Annotated in this window: 17 protein-coding genes and 1 tRNA gene; 6 read left to right on the forward strand and 12 right to left on the reverse strand. The window is 65.9% G+C overall.

The features are described 5' to 3' along the window. Window positions 1-60 precede the first annotated feature (60 nt). From ACZK0Z_RS16890 to ACZK0Z_RS16900, 3 genes are all read right to left on the reverse strand, one after another. Window positions 61-136, reverse strand: a tRNA-Thr gene (locus ACZK0Z_RS16890). 50 nt (window positions 137-186) lie between these two features. Further along, complete coding sequence (locus ACZK0Z_RS16895) at window positions 187-1,191, reverse strand: 2-hydroxyacid dehydrogenase (RefSeq protein WP_049428528.1); 1,005 nt, start codon at window positions 1,189-1,191, stop codon at window positions 187-189. Window positions 1,192-1,288: 97 nt separating this feature from the next. Beyond that, window positions 1,289-4,159, reverse strand: a complete 2,871-nt coding sequence (locus ACZK0Z_RS16900; RefSeq protein ID WP_197632098.1) for an autotransporter domain-containing protein — start codon at window positions 4,157-4,159, stop codon at window positions 1,289-1,291. A gap of 285 nt (window positions 4,160-4,444) precedes the next feature. Here ACZK0Z_RS16900 and ACZK0Z_RS16905 point away from each other — a divergent pair, with 285 nt between their 5' ends. From ACZK0Z_RS16905 to ACZK0Z_RS16925, 5 genes are read left to right on the forward strand one after another with little or no spacing between them, the layout of a single operon-like run. Continuing rightward, a complete protein-coding gene (locus tag ACZK0Z_RS16905; RefSeq protein WP_238378640.1) occupies window positions 4,445-4,924 on the forward strand; it encodes an RNA polymerase sigma factor in 480 nt (159 codons plus the stop codon). Further along, window positions 4,921-5,889, forward strand: coding sequence for a FecR family protein (locus tag ACZK0Z_RS16910; RefSeq protein WP_049428532.1), 969 nt, complete (start codon window positions 4,921-4,923; stop codon window positions 5,887-5,889). The genes ACZK0Z_RS16905 and ACZK0Z_RS16910 overlap by 4 nt, the downstream gene beginning before the upstream one ends. Window positions 5,890-5,903: 14 nt before the next feature. Beyond that, a complete protein-coding gene (locus ACZK0Z_RS16915) occupies window positions 5,904-8,690 on the forward strand; it encodes a TonB-dependent receptor (protein ID WP_049428534.1) in 2,787 nt (928 codons plus the stop codon). 46 nt (window positions 8,691-8,736) lie between these two features. Then, window positions 8,737-9,693, forward strand: a complete 957-nt coding sequence (locus ACZK0Z_RS16920) for a hypothetical protein (RefSeq protein ID WP_049428536.1) — start codon at window positions 8,737-8,739, stop codon at window positions 9,691-9,693. Beyond that, window positions 9,690-10,409 carry a hypothetical protein gene (locus ACZK0Z_RS16925; protein WP_197632099.1) on the forward strand — a complete coding sequence of 240 codons (720 nt, stop codon included), beginning with the start codon at window positions 9,690-9,692 and terminating at the stop codon, window positions 10,407-10,409. Before ACZK0Z_RS16920 ends, ACZK0Z_RS16925 begins: the two co-directional genes overlap by 4 nt. 52 nt (window positions 10,410-10,461) lie before the next feature. On the opposite strand, the gene ACZK0Z_RS16930 is transcribed toward ACZK0Z_RS16925, so the two are convergent. The 9 genes from ACZK0Z_RS16930 to murJ all read right to left on the reverse strand — a co-directional run bounded on the left by ACZK0Z_RS16930 (window position 10,462) and on the right by murJ (window position 21,936). After that, on the reverse strand, window positions 10,462-11,127 hold the full coding sequence (locus ACZK0Z_RS16930) for a lysoplasmalogenase (protein ID WP_197632100.1): 666 nt from the start codon (window positions 11,125-11,127) through the stop codon (window positions 10,462-10,464). Further along, a complete protein-coding gene (locus tag ACZK0Z_RS16935; protein WP_049428541.1) occupies window positions 11,124-13,007 on the reverse strand; it encodes a M61 family metallopeptidase in 1,884 nt (627 codons plus the stop codon). Before ACZK0Z_RS16935 ends, ACZK0Z_RS16930 begins: the two co-directional genes overlap by 4 nt. A 205-nt stretch (window positions 13,008-13,212) precedes the next feature. Then, entirely contained in the window at window positions 13,213-13,791 is a 579-nt protein-coding gene (locus tag ACZK0Z_RS16940; RefSeq protein WP_152906559.1) for a hypothetical protein, read from the reverse strand. Beyond that, a complete protein-coding gene (locus ACZK0Z_RS16945; protein WP_197632101.1) occupies window positions 13,772-14,368 on the reverse strand; it encodes a hypothetical protein in 597 nt (198 codons plus the stop codon). Before ACZK0Z_RS16945 ends, ACZK0Z_RS16940 begins: the two co-directional genes overlap by 20 nt. A gap of 610 nt (window positions 14,369-14,978) precedes the next feature. Continuing rightward, a complete protein-coding gene (gene ispH / locus ACZK0Z_RS16950; RefSeq protein WP_049428543.1) occupies window positions 14,979-15,929 on the reverse strand; it encodes a 4-hydroxy-3-methylbut-2-enyl diphosphate reductase in 951 nt (316 codons plus the stop codon). A gap of 27 nt (window positions 15,930-15,956) precedes the next feature. After that, window positions 15,957-16,481 carry a signal peptidase II gene (lspA, locus tag ACZK0Z_RS16955; RefSeq protein WP_049428546.1) on the reverse strand — a complete coding sequence of 175 codons (525 nt, stop codon included), beginning with the start codon at window positions 16,479-16,481 and terminating at the stop codon, window positions 15,957-15,959. Further along, complete coding sequence (ileS, locus tag ACZK0Z_RS16960; RefSeq protein WP_197632102.1) at window positions 16,481-19,312, reverse strand: isoleucine--tRNA ligase; 2,832 nt, start codon at window positions 19,310-19,312, stop codon at window positions 16,481-16,483. Before ileS ends, lspA begins: the two co-directional genes overlap by 1 nt. After that, a complete protein-coding gene (locus tag ACZK0Z_RS16965; protein WP_049428550.1) occupies window positions 19,309-20,256 on the reverse strand; it encodes a bifunctional riboflavin kinase/FAD synthetase in 948 nt (315 codons plus the stop codon). The genes ileS and ACZK0Z_RS16965 overlap by 4 nt, the downstream gene beginning before the upstream one ends. A gap of 75 nt (window positions 20,257-20,331) precedes the next feature. Beyond that, on the reverse strand, window positions 20,332-21,936 hold the full coding sequence (murJ, locus tag ACZK0Z_RS16970; RefSeq protein ID WP_336339834.1) for a murein biosynthesis integral membrane protein MurJ: 1,605 nt from the start codon (window positions 21,934-21,936) through the stop codon (window positions 20,332-20,334). Window positions 21,937-22,053: 117 nt separating this feature from the next. On the opposite strand from murJ, the gene rpsT reads away from it, so the two are divergent. Continuing rightward, window positions 22,054-22,323 carry a 30S ribosomal protein S20 gene (gene rpsT, locus ACZK0Z_RS16975; RefSeq protein ID WP_005408560.1) on the forward strand — a complete coding sequence of 90 codons (270 nt, stop codon included), beginning with the start codon at window positions 22,054-22,056 and terminating at the stop codon, window positions 22,321-22,323. Window positions 22,324-22,484 lie beyond the last annotated feature (161 nt).

The following is a 22,484-nucleotide window of genomic DNA, read 5'->3' on the forward strand; positions in this document are numbered from 1 at the left end:
GTGATTGCTTCAAATGCCCAAACAAAAAGCCCCGACCAAGGCCGGGGCTTTTCATGCAACTGGTGCCGGAAACAGGAGTCGAACCTGCGACCTACGCATTACGAATGCGCCGCTCTACCAACTGAGCTATTCCGGCGTAGCCCGCGATTTTAAGGGCTTGACGCCCCGGCGGTCAATCCATCCGACTCAGCTAACCTCTACCCGGTTGGCGCACACCCGCCCGGCGGCGAAATCCTGCAGGTTCCCCAGCGTGATCGCCGAGATCTCCTGCAGCGCCTCCACGGTGAAGAAGCCCTGGTGGCCGGTCACCAGGACGTTGGGGAAGGTCATCAGGCGCTGGAAGGCCTCGTCGTCGATGATCTCGCCGGACAGGTCCTGGAAGAACAACGCGCTTTCCTGTTCGTACACGTCGATGGCCAGGTGGCCGAGCCGGCGCGACTTCAGCGCGCGGATCACTGCATGGGTGTCCACCAGTGCGCCGCGTGAGGTGTTGACCAGCATTGCACCGGGTTTCATCCGCGCCAGAGAGGCGTCGTTGATCAGGTGCTGGGTACCGGGTGTCAGCGGGCAGTGCAGCGAGACGATGTCGGCGCGCGCCAGCAGTTCATCCAGCTCCACCATCTCGCCGACACCCGCGAAGGCGGCCGACGGATACGGGTCATGCCCCAGCACGGTGCAGCCTATGCCCTTGAATATGCGCGCGGTGGCCAGCCCGATCTTGCCGGTACCGACGATGCCGACGGTGCGTCCATGCAGGGTGCGCCCCAGCAGGCCATCGAGCATGAAGTTGCCTTCGCGCACGCGGTTGTAAGCGCGATGGGTCTGGCGGTTGAGGGTCATCACCAGCGCCAGTGCATGCTCGGCCACGGCCTCGGGCGAATACGCAGGCACCCGGGCGACGAACAGGTCCAGTGCTTCCGCAGCGGCCAGGTCCACATTGTTGAAGCCCGCACAGCGCAGCAGCACCGCACGCACGCCCAACACGTGCAGCGCGCGCAGCACCGCCGCATCCAGCCGGTCGTTGACGAACACGCAGACGGCGGCGCAATCCTGTGCGAGTGCTGCGGTATGCACATCCAGCGCGGCATCGAAGTAGACGAACGTGTAACCCTGCCCCGCTGCATCGCGCAGGTTGGCGTCGTCCAGGAAGCGACGGTCGTAGGGTCGGGCGCTGAAGACGGCGATCTGCATGGAAGAACCTGGGTGGAATGCCATGCCGACCATACCGCAGCCACGCGTCCGTGGGGATGGCACCGGCGATGCGAACGTCGCCGGTGCCCTGTACCACTTAGAACCGGTAGCCCAGGCCCAGCATCACGCCGTTCTGGATCTGCCCGTCACGACGCTCGCCCACGTAATCGGCCATGATCGACAGGCGTTCGCTGGCGCGGCTGGTCACGCCCAGGTTCCAGGCCAGTACCTGCTCGCCCACGGCCTGGCTGCTGGCGCCGAACACCAGGTCCGGTGCTGCGGCGAAGCCGGTGCTGTAGCGGGCCTGCGAATCGCCCAGCTCCTTCTGCCAGACCACGCGCGCACGCGGGGTGATGCGCTCGCCGTTGTTGCCCTCGAAGGTCCTGAACAGCTGCAGGCCCGCACCCACGCGGATGCTCTCCAGGCTGCCGCTGCGACCCACCAGCGCACCCGCGCCCTGCCCTTCATTGAAGCGGGTGGCCGAGGTCCGCGCGTAGTCCACCACCGGCAACAACGGCTGGATCACCAGGCCCTTGCCAGTGGTGAACGAGAACGCGTGTTCCACCCGTGCCGAGATCGCATCGTTGTTGTACTTGGCGCGCAGCGGCTGCTGCAGGCCGTCGATGCCGCTCACGCTGCGCCGGGTGTCATGACGCAGGTCGGTATAGCGCACCGCCGCCGACAGATAGCCGCGCGAATAGGTCGCGTCCAGATAGCCGCCCACGTCCAGCGCGCGCACGTCACCGCTGAAGTCGGAACCATCGCGGCCCTTGGTCGACATATCTGCCGCTGCCACGCTGACGCCCAGGGTGACGCGGTCATCGGCAACGCGGGTATCGGCACCGACGACGACGCCGCCGATGTTATGGCTCAAGCCGGCCACGCCACCGTCGGCATCGATGCGGCCGTGGCTGGCGAAACCTCGCGCCCACAGGCCATGGTTGCGACCAGAGCCACTGCCTTCACCGCCACCCGCCGCCGGCTCGACCAGATGCATGGCCAGCTGGTTGAACAGGCTGCCGTGGCGCATGCCCGGCTGCGCCGAGACCGACTGCGCGGCCTGCGAGGCCAGGCCGTCGGCATCGCCGCCACTGCGCATCGCCGCCTGGTGCTGCTGCACCACGTTGCCAATGCTGCCCACCAATGCATTGTCGGCCAGGCGCAGGCTCGCGTGCGCGTCACCGCGCAGGGCACCGGCCTGCTGTGCGATCACATCACGGTCGGCGAACTGCAAGGCGCCGAGCAGCGACTTCAGGCCACCATCCTTGCGATCGGAAGCGGTCGCCAGCGCACGGCCAAGGGCATCGCCCGAAACAGCATTGGCAAACAGCCCCAGCTGGTCGAAGCCCGGGTTGGCGGTCAACCACAGGCCGTCCGCGGTCTGTTTCACGTTGAAGCTCAGCAGCGAGTTGTGGCGTGGGCGGAACACTTCGCCGCCGGTGATGTTGGCGCTGTAGCCGGTGTCGCCCAGGCGCACGACGTCTTCGAAGCCGCCCTGGTAGATCGGGCCCTGCACGAGATCGCGACGGAAATCCTGGCCGTAGTAGTCCTGCGCCACGTTCAGTTCAAGGAAGGCACCCTTGGAGATCACCAGCGCGCCGTCGGTCTGCTTGCTGTCGAAGAAACTGCCTACGCGCAGGCGGCCACTGCCGGCGCCGCCGTTCTCTGTCACGTCGAACAGCACCTTGCCGCCCGGCATGATGTTGACGTAGCCATGGGTGACCAGGTCGCCACCGCGCGGCATCAGCGTGCCGTAGACGCGCAGGCGGTTGAAGCCATCCTCGCGCCAGGACGGGCGGGTGCCGCTGGCCAGCGCACTGAGATCCATCGCGGTGCCCGCCACATCACCATTGCCGACCAGCATGCCTGCGCCCATCACCCGCACCTCCGAAGCGCGCAGGGCGCCGCCTTCCAGCGCGATGGTGCCGTTGTCGACCAGCATGAAGTCGGCACCGGTGGTCGCGGAGGTTCGCCAGGTGGCACCGTTGGTCACGCGGATCACGCCCATCGAGTCGTCCAGCGTGGACACGTCCAGGTCGCCCAGGCGCAGCTTCGACAGCAGCAGGGCCTTGTAGTACGGATCTTTCTGGTAGTCCTGTACCGAGTTCGCGCCGATGCCCTGCGGACCATTGCTGGACGCGTTGTAGATGCTTTGCGCCAGGTTGATGTAGCTGGACTGCCAGTTGGTGTTCCACCGCGCGAAATCATCATCGACGAAGGTCTGCAGCTGGCGACCGGTGCGCAGGTAACCCGGGTTGATGTCGCCGCTCACGTTGGCGGTAACACTCAACGTATCGCCCGGATCGCGGTAACCCTTCGCAGTGATGATCCTGTTGTTGTAGATGTCCTGGCCCGGGAACGACTCCAGCTTGCTGCCGCTGCCATCAGGGTCGAAGGTGACCGAGGTACCCGTGGTGCGCGCCGGATCTCGGAATACCAGCAAGCCGTTGGGTTGCACGACTTCATACATGGCCTTGTGCAGCAGCCCGGCGTCCATGCCGCCGCCGTAGTTGCCGGTGTAGATCTGGGTCATCCGTGGCGACGGCGTGTAGATCACCTTGCCACTGTTGCTGGCCGCATGGATCTGTACCGAATCGACGATTGGCAGATCACCGGCCAGATAGCGTTCGACGCCACCGGACTGCATGATCGAGCAGGACGAAATGCAGTGGCCGGACACGATGGTGTTCAGGCCGGATGTGCGGATGATGCCCTGCAGCCACTCGCCGGCGATCAACGCGCCGCCATTGGAGGTGCGCAGCACCACTTCGCGGATCGGCCGGCCCTCGGCCTGCGCCTTGGCCAGCAACGCTGGCAGCGATACCACGTCGGCGTAGGTCACCCCGCCGCTCAGGAAGATGCGATCCCCCTGCACGTGATAACTCATTGCCATGACGTCATCAGCCGCCGCGATGGCGCCAACGCCGATCAGCCCGGCCAGGGCCAGGCTCAACTTCGAATGCTTCATACGTTCTCTCTCTCCACCCGCAACACGCGGGTAAGGAGTCAAACGGCAAAGCGCCGGAATCTCCCCCAGCCCGGCAGGCCGGGAAAAATGAATGCATTCACAATGAGAGAGGAGCACCACACACTCTTCCCCATCCGGTCATCGTCGCGTAAAACTCGAAGGCGGATCCGCCAACGTCAGCCGAGGCCAGCCCTGTCCGTCCCGTCCCCCCTGATCCACCACGCGCCGGAGCCACCCGCGCCTGCGGACGCCTTCATCGCGTTCGTACGCGAGGAACGCGCGCCACTGTGTGCGTTCCTGCGCACACGGGGCGTCGGGCCGGAGGATGCAGAGGACATCGCGCAGGACTGCATGGAGCGGCTGATCCGCTATCGCGCGCACGGCACCGACGAACTGCGCCTGCTGCTGTATCGTATCGCGCGCAATCGCCTGGCCGATCGCGGCCGATCGCCGCAGTCGCGACCTCACTTGTCACTGGCCGAGCATGATGGTCACGACGAGCCCACCAGCCCGTCGCCGGACCCCTTGCGCCAGGCAGAGTCCGGGCAGATGTTGTCCCTGCTGCGGCAGGCCCTTTTCAAACTGCCCGAGCGCGCGCGCGAGGTGTACCTGCTCAACCGGATCACCGGCATGAGCTATACGCAGATCGCGCGGCACTGTGGAATTACAGCCAAGACCGTGGAAAAACATATCGCCCGCGCCCTGCAGGGCCTGCGCCAGGAGTTGGGACCGGATCCGCTGCACAACGACAGGGATACCGAATGAGCAGCCACCGGCATAGGGAAGACGCCTCGCTGTTCGCACGCGCCAGCACCTGGGTGGCGCGTCTGGAAGCTCCGGACTGCACCGCAGCCGAACGCGAGTCATTCGAAGACTGGCTTGCTGAAGACCCTGCCCATGTCAAAGCCTGGGTGCAGGCCGAAGACCTTTTCCAGCAGGGCCAGGGCCTGGCTGCGGACCCGTGGCTGCGGACGGCTGCGGCGCGCGCGGCACGGCCTGCCCGGCGCCGCTGGCTGCCTGCTGCGGCCGCAGCCGCGGGTATCTGCGTGGCCATCGGCGTGGGCTGGATGGTAGCGGTGGATGGCAACCCTGCCCCGCAACACTTTGCCAATGACACGCATCAGGCACAGCGGCTGACCCTGCCCGATGGCAGCGTGGCCATGCTCGATGCCGGCACGACGCTGCATGCGCGCTTCGGCTGGCGCCACCGCGAGCTGGACCTCGAACGCGGCCGCCTGCAGCTGCAGGTCGCGCCATCGAGCAAGGCATTGCAGCTGCGCGCCGGCACCAGCACGATCCGCGATATCGGCACGACCTTCCAGGTTGAGCGCCTGCACGATGGACTGGTCGAGGTCGCGCTGCTGGAGGGCGCGGTGGAAGTCAGCAACGGCGCCGCCCAGCACACGCTGGCCCCTGGCCAGCAACTGCAGGTACTGCCCTCCGGGCGCATCCAGCCCGGTCCAGCGCTGTCCTCCACGGCAGCCGCCGAGGGCTGGCTGCATGGGCAGCTGGTCTTCGATGCCACCCCGCTGTCGATCGTGGTCGAACGCATGAACCGCTATGGCCATGCACCGCTGGTGATCGCTGACCCTGAGATCAGTGATCTGGCGGTCAGCGGCACGTTCCGCGCAGGTGACGCACAGGAGTTGCTGTCCGCGCTGGAACTTGGCTGGTCCATTGCTGGCCAGACGCGCCCGGATGGCGCGCTGGAACTGCGCCGCACGTACTGAGGAGGCCTGCGGTGATGGCAGGACCAGGCACGCTGCAGTGGGGGCTGCTCCGCCCTCTGCTGTGCCTGGCGCTGCTGGTCGCCGCGCCGCCTGCCGCCATCGCAGGCGATTCCGCTGCGGCCCATGACTACCGTATCGACGCCGGCCCGTTGCCTTCAGCATTGCAGCAATGGGCACGGCAAAGCGGCATCGCCCTGGTGTTCGATGCCCGGGAACTGGCGGGGCTCCGTGCCAACGGCACCCACGGCCTGGCCGATCCAGCATCGGCCCTGAAACGGCTGGTCGCCGGCATGCCGGTGACCATCCTTCGAACACCGTCCGGAGGCTTCGTGGTCCGCCGCATCCGCGTCGCGCCCGCGGCCGCCCCGCCGGTTCCGGCAGCAGTCGCGCCGCGCCCACGCACGCCCCCGCCATCGCCGCGCCAGGTGGACCTGGCGCCGATCCATGTCACCGGCAGCCGGTTGCCGCGCACCTCCGTGCAGACCACCCTGCCGGTGACTACGATCGATCGCGCAGATATCCTGCGCAGCGGCTACGGCAGCCTGTTCGACCTGCTGCGACACCTGCCCGGCATGAACGGACTGCCCGCGATGAGCAGCGCACGCAGTGGCGATTCGCAGTACCTGCCTGTCGGTGCTGCCGCCACCACCAGCCTGGATGGCATGGGACCACGCGCCACGCTGTTCCTGGTCAATGGCCGGCGCCTGCCCCGCTACCCGATGGTGTCGCTGGAGCAGGGCGGGCTCACCGATCTGGGCGGCATTCCACTCAGCTTTGTCGAACGCATCGAACTGGTTCGCGGCGGTGCTTCAGCCATCTACGGCGCCGATGCCATGTCCGGCGTGGTCAACATCATCCTGCGCGACCAGGCCGACGGCCCGGAGGCGACGCTGCAGACCGGCCTGAGCAGCCGTGGCGACGCTGGCCAGTACCGCGTGCAGGCCGCCACCGGAGGCCTGCGCGGGAACGGGGACCGCTGGTTCGCAGGCATCGACCTGCATCGCGTCGATCACCTGGCGGGGGACCAGCGTGACTGGCACGCAGAGACGTCGCAGTACCTGATCGGCGCCTTCCGCGATGGCGACTACTGGCCCGCTACGCGCTGCGACGGGCCATTGAAACGACGCAATGGCGCCTGCTGGTTCGACAGTTCGCGCCCTCGTTCACTTCAACCGGCCTCCGATACCGCCTCGGCCTATCTGCGCTACCGGCATGAGCGTGGCCAGGGGCGCTACGTCTATGCCGAAGCCCGCGCCAGCCACAACCGGCAGCGCTTCGATCTGGGCCCGACCGCCGTCGCCCTCGGCCTGTACGGCTACACCTTCAACAGCGTCCTGCGGGAAGCCGGCAATGTGCGTCCCCAGGTACGTGCCACCGACGCCGATCTCACCCTGGGCATCGGCCGGGACCAGGGCAGCCACAGTTGGGACGCCGGCATCAGCGCGCAGCGCAGCGACGTCACCCTGTCCACGCCGGGCACCGTGCGCGCCGAACCCTTCATCGAGGCTGCGCAGTCACTCAGGTTCCTGCCAGGCTTCAATGCATTGCCCGCGGATGAAGCAACATCGCTGTTCCCGTCGATCCGCAACCGTGGACTTACCGAGCAGTGGCAGGGCTGGTGGGGCGTACAGCGGATGCTGGTGCCGATGCAGGGCGGCAATGCGCAGCTGGCTACCGGCATCGACCTGCGCCATGAACGCTGGACGTCCCACCCGGACACCCTGCTGAGCCAGGGCGATCTGGCACTGGGGCTGCCGCAGCAGCAGCGGCGCCTGTCGCGGCAGAGTGGCGGCGCGTATGCGGAACTGGGCCTGCCGCTCACATCGGAGCTGCGCATGGACGTGGCCGCGCGCTGGGACTACGACGGCGACTACACGGCATTCTCGCCCCGTGCCGGCCTGCGCTGGACACCCACACCGCACTGGTCGTTCCTGCTGGCCAGCGGCCGCGGCTATCGCGCGCCCAGCCTGTTCGAACAGCGCCGGCCGCCAGGACAGTTCGGCACCCTCACCCTGCCCGCCTCAAGCGCACTGCCGCCCTGTGCACAGAGCGAGCCCGACGGCCGCTGCGTGGTCACTGTGGACGTGGAAGAGAACACCACGCTCAAGGCCGAGAGCTCACGCAGCCATTCGCTGGCGGCGACCTGGTCACCCAGCGATGCGTTCTCGCTGTCGCTGACCCACAACATCGTCGAGCTGCGCAATGAGATCCTTGCGCTGCAGCCGGCCGATGCCGTGTGGAACCGTGACACCTGGCAGCTGGATGAGAATGGCAACCTGAGCAGCCTGCGGCTGTCGTTCGACAATATCGGCCGTACCACCTCACGCAACTGGGTACTGCGTGGCGAATACCGGATCGACACCGGCAGCAACGGCCAGTGGATGTTCTCGCTGGACGCGCTGAAGCAGCAGGAGCTGCGCCGTCGTCGCGACCACGAACCGGCGATCGACCTGCGCGGGCATGTCACCCCCGAGATGGCGGCGGTCCTGAACGTGCAATGGCAGAACAGCAACTGGGACATCGCCCTGCGCGGCAACCAGGTGGGCCGCACCCGTGCATGGCTGCCCGGCGCCGAGTGCCCGCAGCGGCAGATCGAACAGAACCACTGCATGAATCCGCGCCAGCTGCGCTGGAACCTGCACCTGGCGCGCCGCCTGGGCCCGCGCGTCATCGCGGCGCTGGACGTGCACAACGTGCTTGATGCGCAGCCGGTGAACTACCTGGACGGCAATGGCGGGCAGATGCCGGGACTGGACGATCCACTGGGCCGTTACTACCTGCTTACCCTGCAGTTCCGCTGAGCGTAGTACGCTACGCGGCCTGTTCCACCGGCCTGCCACCTCCCCCATGAAAGCCTATCTCTGGTTCTGGGGCGCGTTCCTGCTGTTCTTCGCGTTGCCCTTCCCCTGCATCCTCTATTTCGGCACCTCCTGGCCGGTAGCGCTGGCTGATCGCAGCGCGCCGTGGCTGTCCCTGCTGCTGCTTGTACTGTCGCTGGCTGCATGGCTCTCTCTGCTGTTCGCCTTCCTGCATTTCCTGCTGCTCGGCCCACCGCGCGCCCTGCATCGCGTTCGCTCGATCCTCGCCGATGGCGAACTGCGTGATGCGCTGATCGAACACGCCGAGCAGACCGGTGTGCACGTGCGTGGATTCGCACAATGGAAACTGCAGCTGTCCTTCCAGAATCTGTCGGGCACGCCGATCAGGGAACAGCTGCTGGTGGTCGACAGCAAGCCGCAGCTGCAGCGTTTCGTTGCCGGCCAGCGCCTCGAGGTTCGCCTGAGCCGCGAACCGGGCGCGTTCCCCAATGTGGTGCTGGAGGGGGCGCAGCCCGAACTGGATGTCGCCAGCCTCTGGCGTCGTGGTGTCGGCGCAGCGATCGGCATCGTGGCGGTGGCCAGTGCCTATGTGTTTGCCTACCGGCTGCAGAGCGAGGGGCTGGGCTGGACCTTCCTGTCGTTCGGCCATCCCCTGCTGGTGTGCCCGCTGGTGCTGTGTGGCTATGCGCTGGGCCTGCGCCTGCTCGGCCGGCTGCTGCAGGCCGATGCCCGCGGTGACGCATTGAAGTACCGCGGCATCGGCGTGGAGGCCAGGGTACTGAAGGTGCGCCAGACCGGCACCTACCTCAACGAACAGCCGCAGGTGGAGTTCCAGCTGGAGTACACCGATCGTGACGGCCGCCTACAGCAGGTGAGCGTACGCCGATTCATCCCGCTGATCGACCTGGCCAACATCCCGCGCGAACACGTGACCCTGCTGTACGACCCGGATGACCGCGGCAACGTGCGCCTGGAGGGCATGTGAAGCGGCCTCCTTCCACCCGACGGGTGTTTTCGCTGGTGCTGCTGGTGCTGGCCGGCGTGGCCGTAGCCGGCGGTGCACTGGGAACGATCGCCGAAACGCTGGGACATCCGCTGCAGCCCGACCGTCCGCCGAGGCCATCTGCATCGCAACCGCCGCGCGAGCAGGCCGACTCACTGGCAACGGCGCCCGGACTGCAGTCCGACCCGATACCCCACCGCAGCAACCGGCTGTTCGATTCGGAGTACCTGCTGGGCGCACGCCAGGCACTGGAGCAGTTGCCTGCATTGTCCGGACACCGGCTGACGGTGTTCCACAGCATCCACTTCTACGACGATGGCCGCATCAATCTGGACCTGGTCGATCCGCAGCAGCCGGACCACGTCGACAGCTACCACTTCGAACGTGGCCAGTGGCGCAAGGGCAATCCGGTGAACCCGCAGCAGTTCGCGCCGACCATCAGCCTGCATCGCAGCAGCACACCCCTGGCCAACATCGATTTCGATGCCGTACCACGCGTGGCCAAGGCACTGCAGGAACAACGCAACGCATTGCAGAACCCGGCCTCGGAAGTCGGCCACGTCTACGTGATCGTGCGCAAGGCCGGCAAGCTGGCATGGCTGCCGGACGAGGTTGCAGGCGACCGCGAATCGGCACGCCTGCAGTTCGATGCACAGGGCATCGCGCGCAGCGTCAAAAAAGGGGACGGAGGGAATTAAGTCGCCATCGGCATCAAGGCAGTTACGACTTAATCCCCTCCGTCCCCTTTTTCTATTTTACCGAGCGGGCGATGGCGTACTGCGCGGCGTAGTAGGTGGACAACACCAGCAGGCTGGCCAGCGGCAGGCCGCCAGCAAAGCGGTCCCAGGCCAGCAGTGAATCGCTGGCCACGAACAGCAGGGCACCGGTTGCCGCCCAGCGTGCACTGCACGGTTCCGGCGCGGCCGCCTGAGGACGCGTCCATGCGCGCGCCAGCGCCAGCACCGCCATCGAGGCGAGCACCACCACGTAGGCCAGCACCGGAATGCGCATCGGCGCCGGCAGGTGCGGCCACAGGCCCATCACGTTGAGCACGGCGAAGGCACCCAGCAGCATGCTGGCGCCAACCAGACCACGACCGGCGCGCAGGCCAGCGCGGAAGGCGACGATGTAGCAGACGTGGGCCAGCAGGAAGGCGACCAGGCCCGGCACGAACGCGTCGATCGGCAGCATCAGCGCGATGTCGCCCACGCACGACAGCAGCATGCCGGCCAGCACCGCGCGGCGGTAGAACGGCTGCGCCGGATCACGCACACACCAGGCGATGGCGGCGATCAGCAGCGTGGTTGCCGGCTTGGCCAGCCAGTGCAGCCAACGCCCCTCGCCATCCAGGAACGCGCCGACGATGGCGAGGACCGCCATCAACAGGATCACGCCATCGCGCACCCGCGGCTTCATCGCGCCTTCCACAGGTCGGCCAGGCGGTCGGGCTTGCCGGCAATGCGCTCCAGCACCGGGTACTGCAGGCCACCGCGGTAGTCGATGTTCATCGTCTCGATCCGGTCGAACTGCTTCACCAGCAGCACGATCGGTGCCTTGTCCTTCGCCGCGCCGGCCACCGCGTCCTTCAGCCGCTGGCTGCTGTATTCGCGGCCACCCACCGCGATCACCTTCATGCCCGGCGCGAGCCCAGCGTTGAACGCTGGGCTGTCCCAGATCACGTCGCCGACCACGCCGCTGTCGAGCACGGTCGCGCCCAGCGAGTAGGCCAGCAGCGCCCCCTTGGCGCGCTTTTCCTGCGCCTTGTAGGCATCGTTCGGGGTATCGCGGTAGACCAGCTTCCAGCCGGCCAGCTCCAGGCCTCCGTTCAACGAACCGTGGCCATCCAGGCGGCCGCGCAGGAAGCTCGACCAGTCGTACGGCGCGATGCCGTTCAAGGTCGCCACCACATCGTCGAAGGTGTACGGATTGACGTCCCAGTCGCCCTTGCCGACGCCGAAGAAGGCACGCGCGAAGTCATCCAGGCTGCGGCGGTTGCCGCTCAGCTCGCGCAGTTTGCCTTCCACCTCCAGCCACAGCATCTGGCCGCCGGAGTAGTAGTCCTCGCTCATCTGGTAGTTGCGGTACGGCAGGGTGCGGCGCTGGGCGATGGTCGGGTCGTTGGTGGTGTCCTGCAGCGGGCGCCAGGCGAGGCCCGGGCGACCGCGATCATAGGTGGCGGCCACGTTGGCCAGCATGTCGCGCGCCTGCGCGACCGACCACAGCCCCGAGCGTGCGGCCAGCACCTGGCCCCAGAACTGGGTCTGGCCCTCGTACACCCACAGCAGGCTGTCGCCCATCGGCACGTTGAAATTGGCAGTAGCCAGATCGGCGCCGCGACGGTACTTGCCGTTCCAGGAATGGGTGTACTCGTGCGGCAGCAGGTCGCGCATCCACGCGTTGCTGTCCCACTCGGTGAAATAGCCCGGATCGGCGCTGTTCTCGCTGGAGCGGTGATGCTCCAGGCCGATGCCGCCGAGACGGTCGGTCAATGCCAGCAGGAACTCATAGTGGTTGTAGTGACGCGCACCGTAGAGCTTGTCGGCCTGCTGCACCAGCGCGCGGTGCAAGGTGATCTGCGCGTCGGTGGGCTTCAACGACTTGGCCTCGTCGGCGAACACGTTGAGGTGCACCGGCACCTTCGCACCCGGGTCGAGATCGATGCGCTGGTAGTGCTCGCCGGCGAACAACGGCGAATCGACCAGGTGATCATAGGAGATCGGCTTGAACACCACGGTATCGCCGTCACGGCGCGCAGTCTCCAATGCGGTGGCGAATGACCAGCCCTTGGGCAGCGTCACGCTGGCCTGCGCCTGCAGCTGGCGCGCATCGACACCGGCCGGATACAGCGAGTTGGCGTTCCACTGCAGGTTGAGCATCTCCGGGGTCATCACCACCCGGCCCTGGCTGCCACCCTGCGAGGACAGGAAGTCGAAGTGCGCGACGATCTCGCTGACGCCCTCGGGCACGTTCACCTTGAACGCATAGACGTTGTACTGGTCACGCTGCCAGGCCAGCGGCTTGCCGTTGGCGGTCACGCGCAGGCCGGCCAGCTTGTCGATCGGGCCGGTGGGAGAATGGTTGCCGGGAATCCACTGCGGGTACAACAGGGTCATCGGGCCGGGCTTGGCCGGCACGGTGGCAGTCACCTTGAAGATGCGCCGGGCCAGGTTGCGCGCGTCCACGTCGATGCGCAGCAGGCCGGGCGCCGCCGCGTTGGCCGGTGGCGAGGTCTGCGCCAGTGCAGGCGAGGCCGCCAGCGCGAACAGCAGGGACATCACCAGGGCTCGGGTCTTCATCGGGCAGCATCCAACAGCGGAGAATCCTCCGATGCTAGGCCTGTAGAGTGCCCTGCCCCATGGCCAAAGGTCATGGGAGAGAGGCTTGCTGAAGGCCTCAGGCAGGGAACCCCTCTAGAATCTCTCGGCACCATTGATGCACGTGCCTTCGAGAGTTTGCTTGCCAGGCCCATCGTCGGCTTGGCAAGCCCTCTGGATTGGGAATCTACTTCGACGCTTCTTGCTTGTAAGCGGCTTCAATGGCCCCCTTTAATCTCGCCGGATCCTCGATCCTGACGCCTGTCAAACATCTGGAACCCGTTGCGTCAAAAAATACCGTGGATGCCGAGCCCCCTTGGAAATGTGCGTAACCGAAAACCGGTGCCGGTGAATCGGCCAGCGGCGCCCATACGATCTTGCCAAGTACCAGTTTTGCCTTCGCAAGGTCCCGATCGATACACCCACCCGATGCCCTTACAACGATCGTAGTCTGGCCTGATCGTTGATCAAGTTCGGTAGCTAGCTCAATACCGCCGAAATTCCGGACAGTCCCGAAAGCAGTCGCGACCTCAGCAAGCGAGCCGTTTTTGATGCCCAAAGCATCAGCGGCGGCATCCGGCCCCGCACTTCGCGCCAACTCCAGCTTCTCGATGTAATCGAGTGCCTCGAGCTGCGAAGCTTTTGCCGCGGAACTCCATGCCTGAGGGGGCGAGGTTGCCGCTACAGCGGCGAGCGGAACAATCATAGGCAAGGTCAGCAATGATTTCACTGACGCCCTAGCAAAATCACCAAGGATAGTTGGCATCGTAGTAGTCCTCGTGCTGCTTGGTATACGTTTTTCCCGACGCGACATGATTGTTATCGCAGAAAACTTTCCCGATATCCACCAACGACTCACCACCCGACCACATGCTCCATAGCTTAGCGGAGTTCTCGGAAATCAACGGGACTTCAACAAATCCTTCAGATGCCACGCGAATCTGATCACTCACTACCGCGTTGTTAACTACGGCCTTAGCCTCCCACACGCAATTCCTTTCAACATACTGGGCTTTGGTGATCGGAGCATCAATATTGGGAACACCTGCCTCGTGGTGACCAAGCTCATGACTCAGATAGCCCACAGTTTTATAGAGACCAGGCCAGTCATTGCTTTCGCAAGAGTATGGTGGCACCAATATTTTCGCCGTCAGCGGGTCGTAACTAGGTGGAAGACCGTATGCCCTTACCCCCACATGTGCCTGGATCTGGGAGGTGAGCGTGGTGGAAGCAGCGGAGATGAAGTCTACGCACTGGCCCAAACCAGTTACAGGGAAGGCCTGCGATTTCGCGTAGGTCGGACAAAGAAGTGAGATGATCAAAATCAGGTATTTCCATACCATTTGTTTACCCCTTTCCTTGGATCGCAGCGATCCGACTCAAAAAAATAGCGCCAACAGTCCTTTTTCATCATAGGAAAATTCCTAAAGACTCCGCCATTTGCAGTCAATCACACCCGAAACGAGAACGCGTTAAAACTTTTCGGCATCAGGGCCAAGCGTCGGATTTTGAAGAAAAACCGCCATGCGTTCGCAGAGTGAAAGCCCCCGGGCGAGGCCGTTGATGGAACAGCGCATCAAAGCTCGGAGTGTTCAAGTCGCATGATCGCTCATCTGCTCATCTGCTCAGCCAGCAGTGAGCTGAGTATGGGTCGCGTGTTTATTTGGCAGCTTCCAGCGATGGTACCCTCGATAATCACCATCGCTGCGCCCATCTACTCATGGCGTGAACCTATTTGCGATGCGCAAGCGGGAAAAAGGTCACGCGCGGTGCGCCCATCCACGCATGGCGCGGATCTACTGGGGTGCGTGGGCGGACAAGGTCATGGTCGGTGCCCATCCACGCATGGCGTGGATCTACGGGTGTGCCGACCGGATGCAGTAGATCCACGCCATGCGTGGATGACATGCACCCGGTAGCGCCGGGCCATGCCCGGCGAACAAGCTGCCGCGGTCAGTCGACCAGACGCAGGCGCAGTTCCTTCGGCAGCGCGAATACCATCGATTCCGGCTCGCCATCCAGCTCGCCCACGCCGCTGGCACCCAGCTCGGCCAGGCGTGCCAGCACGCCATCGACCAGCACCTGCGGCGCCGAGGCACCGGCAGTGACGCCGATGTGCTGCTTGCCCACCACCCACGCCGGGTCGATTTCATGCGCGCCGTCGATCAGGTACGACTCCACGCCTTCGCGGCGGGCCAGCTCACTCAAGCGATTGGAGTTGGAGCTGTTCGGCGAACCGACCACCAGCACCAGGTCGCAGCGCTTGGCCAGGTCGCGCACCGCATCCTGGCGGTTCTGCGTGGCGTAGCAGATGTCGTCGTTCTTCGGGCCCTGCATCGCCGGGAAGCGCTCACGCAGCGCATCGATGATGCCGCGCGTGTCGTCCACCGACAGCGTGGTCTGCGTGGTGTAGGCGAAGTTTTCCGGCTGGTTGATGTGCAGCGTGGCGACCTGCTCCACGTCTTCGACCAGGTAGATCTGGCCGGTACCGGCTTCGCGGTTCCACTGGCCCATGGTGCCTTCCACTTCCGGGTGGCCGGCGTGGCCGATCAGCACCACGTCGCGGCCGGCACGGCAGTGGCGGGCGACTTCGAAGTGGACCTTGGTCACCAGCGGGCAGGTAGCGTCGAACACCTTCAGGCCACGGCGCTCGGCTTCCTGGCGCACGGCTTGGGACACGCCATGCGCGCTGAAGATGACCGTGTTGTTGTCCGGCACTTCGTCCAGTTCCTCGACGAAGATCGCGCCGCGCTGCTTCAGATCGTCCACCACGAAGCGGTTGTGCACCACTTCATGGCGAACGTAGATGGGCGCGCCCAGCGTTTCGATCGCGCGCTTGACGATCTCGATCGCACGATCGACACCGGCACAGAAACCACGCGGGTTGGCGAGCAGCACATCCATCAGTTCAATCTCCCGGCAGCGGCCGGCTTACGGTTTCGGGTTGGCATTATCCGCCTTTTTGGCGGACTTGCCTTCGAACAGGCCAAACAGGGCGATGCCGATGGCACCCACCACGATGGCCGAATCGGCGATGTTGAACGAGGGCCAGGTGTAGCTGCCCACGTACCACTGGATGAAATCGACCACGTGGCCGTGCACCTGGCGGTCGATCACGTTGCCGATGGCACCGCCGATGATCAGCGCATACGGCACCGCGGCCTTCCAGTTGCCGCGGGCGGTGCCGCGCAGCCACCAGGCCATCAGGCCGCTGATGGCGATGGCCAGCGCGGTGAAGAAGTACTTCTGCCAGCCACCGGCGTCGCTCAGGAAACTGAACGCGGCGCCGGTGTTGTAGGTGCGGTACCAGTTCCAGAAGCCGTCGATCACAACCACCGGCTGGAACTCCGGCAGGCTCGACAGGACCCAGGCCTTGGACCACTGGTCCAGGCCGATGATGGCGGCCGACAGCAGCAGCCAGACCAGGGCGTTCGGGTGCGGACGGGGCGCGGCCATCAGAACCAGCTCCGCACTTCACCAGCGCCGGTGATGTTGCTCACGCAGCGGCCGCACAGTTCCGGATGGTCGGCGTTGCTTCCGACATCGGCACGGTGGTGCCAGCAGCGCACGCACTTGGCCTTGGTGGTCGGCTGGGCGCTGACGAACACCTCGTCGGTGGTCGCCGGGCGCACCTGCACGTCGCCGCTGATGAACAGGAAGCGCAGTTCATCGGCCAGCGGCTGCCACTTCGCGGCCTGCTCCTCGTTGGCGGCAATGGTGATTTCCGCTTCCAGCGCGGCACCGATCGCGCCGTTGGCACGCATCGGCTCCAGCACCTTGGCCACCTGCTCGCGCACGGCCAGCAGCTGATCGAAGTCGGTGGCGTTGAGCTGGGCATCGGCCGGCAGCGGCGCCAGGCCGTCGTACCAGGTGGTGAACAGCACGTGGCCGGCGCGTTCGCCCGGCAGGTAGCCCCACAGCTCGTCGGCGGTGAAGGTCAGGATCGGCGCGACCCAGCGGGTGAACGCTTCGGCGATGTGGTACATCGCGCTCTGTGCCGAACGGCGACCGTGCGAATCGGTCGGCATCGTGTACAGGCGGTCCTTGGTCACGTCCAGGTACAGCGAACCCAGGTCCACGCTGCAGAAATTCAGCAGCAGCTGCACGATCTCGGCCATGTTGTAGCCGTCGTAGGCCGCCTTGATCTTCTCCTGCAGCTCCCAGGCGCGATGCACGATCCAGCGGTCCAGCGCAACCATCTGGTCGAGCGGTTGCAGGTGCTGGGCCGGATCGAAGCCGTCCAGGTTGCCGAGCAGGAAGCGCGCGGTGTTGCGCAGGCGACGGTAGGCGTCGGCATTGCGCTTTAGGATCTCCTGCGACAACGACATTTCGTTGCTGTAGTCGGCCGAGGCGATCCACAGGCGCAGGATGTCCGCGCCCAGCTTGTTCATGATGTCCTGCGGCTCGATGCCGTTACCCAGCGACTTGGACATCTTGCGGCCGTGCTCGTCCACGGTGAAGCCGTGGGTCAGGCACTGCTTGTACGGCGCGCGCTTGTCGATCGCCACGCCGGTCAGCAGCGAGGACTGGAACCAGCCGCGGTGCTGGTCGGAGCCTTCCAGGTACAGGTCGGCCGGCTTGCCGAAGCCACGCGCGGCGAGCACGCCCTCATGGGTCACGCCCGAATCGAACCAGACGTCGAGGATGTCGGTGACCTTCTCGTAGTCGGCCGCTTCAGCGCCCAGCAGTTCGGCGGCATCCAGCGAATACCACACGTCGATGCCCTCGGCTTCCACGCGGTCAGCGACCTGCTGCATCAGCTCCACCGAGCGCGGATGGATCTCGCCGGTCTGGCGATGGGTGAACAGCGCGATCGGCACGCCCCAGGTGCGCTGGCGCGAGATGGTCCAGTCCGGGCGACCGTCAACCATGCTCTGGATGCGCGCCTTGCCCCAGGTCGGGAACCAGCCCACGGTATCGATGGCGGCCAGCGCATCGCTGCGCAGGTTGGCCTTGTCCATCGAGATGAACCACTGCGGGGTGGCGCGGAACACCACCGGCGTCTTGTGGCGCCAGCAGTGCGGGTAGCTGTGGCGGATCGGATGGAACGCCAGCAGCGAACCGTTGTCGCGCAGCACGCCGACGATGGCCTCCTGCGCCTTCCACAGGTGCTGGCCAGCCAGCACCACGTCACCGGCCGGCGGGGTCGATTCCAGGTACACGCCACGGCCGTCGATCGGCGTGACCTGGCCGGCGTTGTACCTGTCCAGCAGGCCGTACTTCTGGCTGACCACGAAGTCTTCCTGGCCGTGGCCGGGGGCGGTGTGCACCGCACCGGTACCGTCCTCGTCGGAGACGTGGTCGCCGTTGAGCAGCGGGATGTCGCGCTCCGGATAGAACGGGTGCGCCAGCAGCTGGTTCTCCAGCGCCGCACCCGTGGTTTCACCGTGCAGCACCACGCTCTCGACGCCGTAGCGCTGCAGCGCACGCTCGGCCAGCGCGGCGGCCAGCACCAGCCAACGGCGCTTGCCGTTGTGGGCCGGACCTTCGGCCAGCACATAGTTGATCTCCGCGCCCAGCGACACCGCCAGCGAGGCCGGCAGCGTCCACGGGGTGGTGGTCCAGATCGGCACGGCCACTTCGACGTCGGCCGGTACGCTCACGCCGAACGCCTGGCCGATGGCCTGCGCATCACGCGCGGCGTAGGCCACGTCGATCGCCGGCGATTCCTTTTCCTGGTACTCGATTTCCGCCTCGGCCAGCGCCGAACCGCAGTCGAAGCACCAGTACACCGGCTTGGCGCCGCGGACCAGGTGGCCGTTGGCCACGACCTTGGCCAGTGCACGGATCTCGTTGGCTTCGAAGTCGAAGCTCAGGGTCTTGTACGGGTTGTCCCAGTCACCGGTCACGCCCAGGCGCTTGAAGTCCACGCGCTGGATGTTGATCTGCTCTTCGGCGAACTCACGGCACTTCTGGCGGAATTCAACGGCGTCGAGCTTGGTACCGACCTTGCCCCACTTCTTCTCGACCGCGATCTCGATCGGCAGGCCGTGGCAGTCCCAGCCCGGCACGTAGGGCGCATCGAAGCCGGCCAGGTAGCGCGACTTGACGATGATGTCCTTCAGGATCTTGTTGACCGCGTGGCCGAGGTGGATGCGGCCGTTGGCGTACGGCGGGCCGTCATGCAGCACGAACAGCGGGCGGCCGGCGGCGTTGTCGCGCAGCTGCTGGTAGAGCCCCTGCGCTTCCCACTGCGCCAGAATGCCCGGCTCGCGCTTGGGCAGGTCGCCGCGCATCGGGAATTCGGTGGCTGGCAGGTTCAGGGTGGTCTTGTAGTCCTGGCTCACGCAGTGGCTCGCAATCTATGTTCGGAAAGGAGGGCGCGCGCCTGTTCGGCGTCGCGGTGCATCTGGTCGGTCAGCGCCGCCAGATCATTGAATTTCTCTTCGTCGCGCAGCTTGGCGACGAACTCCACGTCGATGTGGCGCCCGTACAGGTCGCCCTGGAAATCGAACAGGTGGGCTTCCAGCAGCGGCTCCACGCCCTCCACCGTCGGCCGCGTGCCGAAGCTGGAGACCGACGGCCACGGCTGGTCGAACACACCGTGCACCCAGGTTGCGTAGATGCCCGACAACGCCGGGGTCTTCGGGAAACGCAGGTTGGCGGTGGGGAAGCCCAGCGTGCGGCCGAGCTGGCGCCCGCGCACCACCCGGCCGCTGATCGCATACGGACGGCCGAGCAGGTCGTTGGCACGGGCGAAGTCGCCGTCCTGCAGCAGCTGGCGGATGCGGGTGCTGGAAATGCGCTCGCCATGCAGGTCGACCGCTTCGATCTCGCCAGCAGTGAAGCCCAATTCGGCGCCCATCTTCTGCAGCAGGGCCAGGTCACCACGGCGGCGGTTGCCGAAGCAGAACTCCGGGCCGATCCAGACTTCGCGTGCGCCCAGGCGGTGGGCCAGCAGCTGGTGGACGAACGACTCGGCCGGCATCGCTGCCATGGCCGCGTCGAAGCGCAGCAGGCCGATCGCATCGACGCCGAGCTCGCGCAGGATCTCGACCTTGCTGCGCGCCAGGGTCAGCCGCGGCGGTGGTGTGCCCTGGGCGAAGAACTCACGCGGCAGCGGCTCGAACGCCACGGCCACCGCGGCCACGCCCAAGGCGCGCGCGCGGGCGACCGCGTGGCGGACCAGCGCACGATGCCCCAGGTGGAGGCCGTCGAATGCACCGATACAGACCACGCTTCCGCTGGGGAACAGCTCCCCGCCCTCGACGCTTCTGAACAGCCTGCTCATCAACTCTCGTTCCGGCCCGCCCGGGGCCGCCGCTTCAATGGTGTAACCCTGAAGTATAGCCGCCACAAGCGGTGATCAATGCCCGCGCAGGTCGCGCGGGCGGAAGCCCATCGCCACCATGGCCACTGCGTAGGTGGCACCGCCGCCACCGACCAGCAGCGACAGGCTGCCGATCCGCTCCCATACGCCCATCGCCGAGAACGCCGGCAGCCAGTGCAGCAGGGCCAGCAGCGCAGCAACCATGGCCGCGCAGGCCAGCAGCAGGCGCAACAGATAGCCGCCCCAGCCCGGCCGGCGCTGGTAGACATCGGTCTTGCCCAGCCAGTACCACAGCAGGCCCAGGTTCAGGTAACTGGACAGCGCACTGGCAATGCCCAGTGCCAGATGCAGGCCCGGCTGCTTGCCGATGGCCGCCATCACGCCCTGTGCCTTCAGCTCGTGCGGCACCATCACCTGGTACAGCACCGCCAGCAGGGCGAAGTTGAACACCATGTTGGCCACCAGTGCAGCCACACCCGCGCGTACCGGGGTCTTGGTGTCCTGGCGGGCGTAGAACGCCGGCAACACCACCTTCAGCAGAGCGAACGCCGGCAGGCCGAAGCTCAGGCCGTACACCGACAGCGCGGTCATGCGGGTATCGAAGGCACTGAACTGGCCGTGCTGGAAGATGGTCGCGATCAGCGGCTCGGCCAGCAGCAGCAGGCCGAGCATGGCCGGCACCGAGATCAGCAGGGTCATCCGCAGGCCCCAGTCCAGCGAGCGCGAGAAGCCCTCGCGGTCGGTGCTGACGTGGTGACGGGCCAGCGCCGGCAGGATCACCGTGCCCAGCGCCACACCGAACACGCCCAGTGGCAGCTCCAGGAAGCGGTCGGCCAGCGACAGCCAGGACTGCGAGCCATCGGTCAGCTTGGCCGCGATGACCGTGTCCAGCAGCAGGTTGATCTGCGCCACCGAGGAGCCGAACAGGGTCGGCACCATCAGCGTCATCACCTTGCGCACGCCCGGGTGGCTCCAGCCCCAGCGCGGCAGGGTCAGCAGGTTGATGCCTTTCAGCGAGGGCAGCTGGAACAGCAGCTGCAGGATGCCGGCGGCGAGCACCGCCCAGCCCAGCGCCAGGATCTGCTTTTCCGGGGTGCCGCCCAGCCGCGGCGCCAGCCACAGCGCACCGGCGATCATGCACAGGTTGAGGATGACCGGGGTCAGCGCCGGCATGGCGAAGCGCTGGAAGCTGTTCAGCGCGCCACCGGCCAGCGCGGTGAGCGAGACGAACAGCAGGAACGGGAAGGTCAGGCGGAACAGGTCGACCAGCAGGCCCTGCTTCACCGGGTCGGTATCAACGCCACTGGAGAAGACCGAGGCCAGCTGCGGCGCGAAGATCAGCGCCAGCGCGGTGACCAGCATCAGCACCCCGCCCAGGGTCCCGGCGGTGCGGGCCATCAGTTCACGCAGCTCGGCGTGGCTGCGGGTTTCCTTCACTTCCGTGAACACGGGCACGAAAGCAGTGGCGAAAGAGCCTTCGGCGAACAAACGCCGCAGGAAATTGGGTACCCTGAAGGCGACCCAGAAAGCATCAGTGATGGCGTTGGTGCCGAACGTGGTGGTCACCACGAAGTCCCGGACAAGTCCGAGAACGCGCGAGACCATGGTCATGCTGCTGAACGACAGCAGGCCCCGCAACAACTTGGGTGAACTCACTCAGCGTCCCTCTTGACAATCGACTTGACGTGCATTTCTTACGCCATCATACTAGCTAGCTTGCTGTTCCCATAACACCGATTTTTTCAGGAAACCACCACCGTGGCCAATATCAAGTCCGCCAAGAAGCGCGCCAAGCAGACCGTCGTGCGCAACGCGCGCAACGTGGCTCAGCGCTCGATGCTGCGCACCGCTGTCAAGAAAGTGATCAAGGCGCTGGACGCCAACGATGCCGCCGGCGCCGAAGCCGCCTTCGCCGTTGCCCAGCCGATCCTGGATCGCTTCAGCGCGCGTGGCCTGATCCACAAGAACAAGGCTGCTCGCCACAAGAGCCGCCTGAACGACCGCATCAAGGCCCTCAAGGCCGCCTGATCCGGCGTTGCCGCCCTGCCCCTCGGGGTTGGGCAGCAGACAAAAGCCCGGCCCTGGCCGGGTTTTTTGTTGCCTGCAGTTTCCACCCTGTAGAGCCGAGCCCATGCTCGGCTGGCCGCGCGAACAGCGGCCGAGCATAGGCTCAGCCCTACAGAAGAGCG

Source organism: Stenotrophomonas sp. 116085_Sma (assembly GCF_056479585.1).

Coding starts and splice junctions, on each gene's coding strand:
- ACZK0Z_RS16915 (WP_049428534.1), top strand. CDS start 5,904: ATGGCAGGACCAGGCACGCTGCAGTGGGGGCTGCTCCGCCCTCTGCTG.
- ACZK0Z_RS16940 (WP_152906559.1), bottom strand. CDS start 13,791: ATGCCAACTATCCTTGGTGATTTTGCTAGGGCGTCAGTGAAATCATTG.
- ACZK0Z_RS16930 (WP_197632100.1), bottom strand. CDS start 11,127: ATGAAGCCGCGGGTGCGCGATGGCGTGATCCTGTTGATGGCGGTCCTC.
- ACZK0Z_RS16900 (WP_197632098.1), bottom strand. CDS start 4,159: ATGAAGCATTCGAAGTTGAGCCTGGCCCTGGCCGGGCTGATCGGCGTT.
- ispH (WP_049428543.1), bottom strand. CDS start 15,929: ATGGATGTGCTGCTCGCCAACCCGCGTGGTTTCTGTGCCGGTGTCGAT.
- ACZK0Z_RS16965 (WP_049428550.1), bottom strand. CDS start 20,256: ATGAGCAGGCTGTTCAGAAGCGTCGAGGGCGGGGAGCTGTTCCCCAGC.
- ACZK0Z_RS16895 (WP_049428528.1), bottom strand. CDS start 1,191: ATGCAGATCGCCGTCTTCAGCGCCCGACCCTACGACCGTCGCTTCCTG.
- ACZK0Z_RS16935 (WP_049428541.1), bottom strand. CDS start 13,007: ATGAAGACCCGAGCCCTGGTGATGTCCCTGCTGTTCGCGCTGGCGGCC.
- ACZK0Z_RS16910 (WP_049428532.1), top strand. CDS start 4,921: ATGAGCAGCCACCGGCATAGGGAAGACGCCTCGCTGTTCGCACGCGCC.
- ACZK0Z_RS16945 (WP_197632101.1), bottom strand. CDS start 14,368: ATGGTATGGAAATACCTGATTTTGATCATCTCACTTCTTTGTCCGACC.
- ACZK0Z_RS16920 (WP_049428536.1), top strand. CDS start 8,737: ATGAAAGCCTATCTCTGGTTCTGGGGCGCGTTCCTGCTGTTCTTCGCG.
- lspA (WP_049428546.1), bottom strand. CDS start 16,481: ATGGCCGCGCCCCGTCCGCACCCGAACGCCCTGGTCTGGCTGCTGCTG.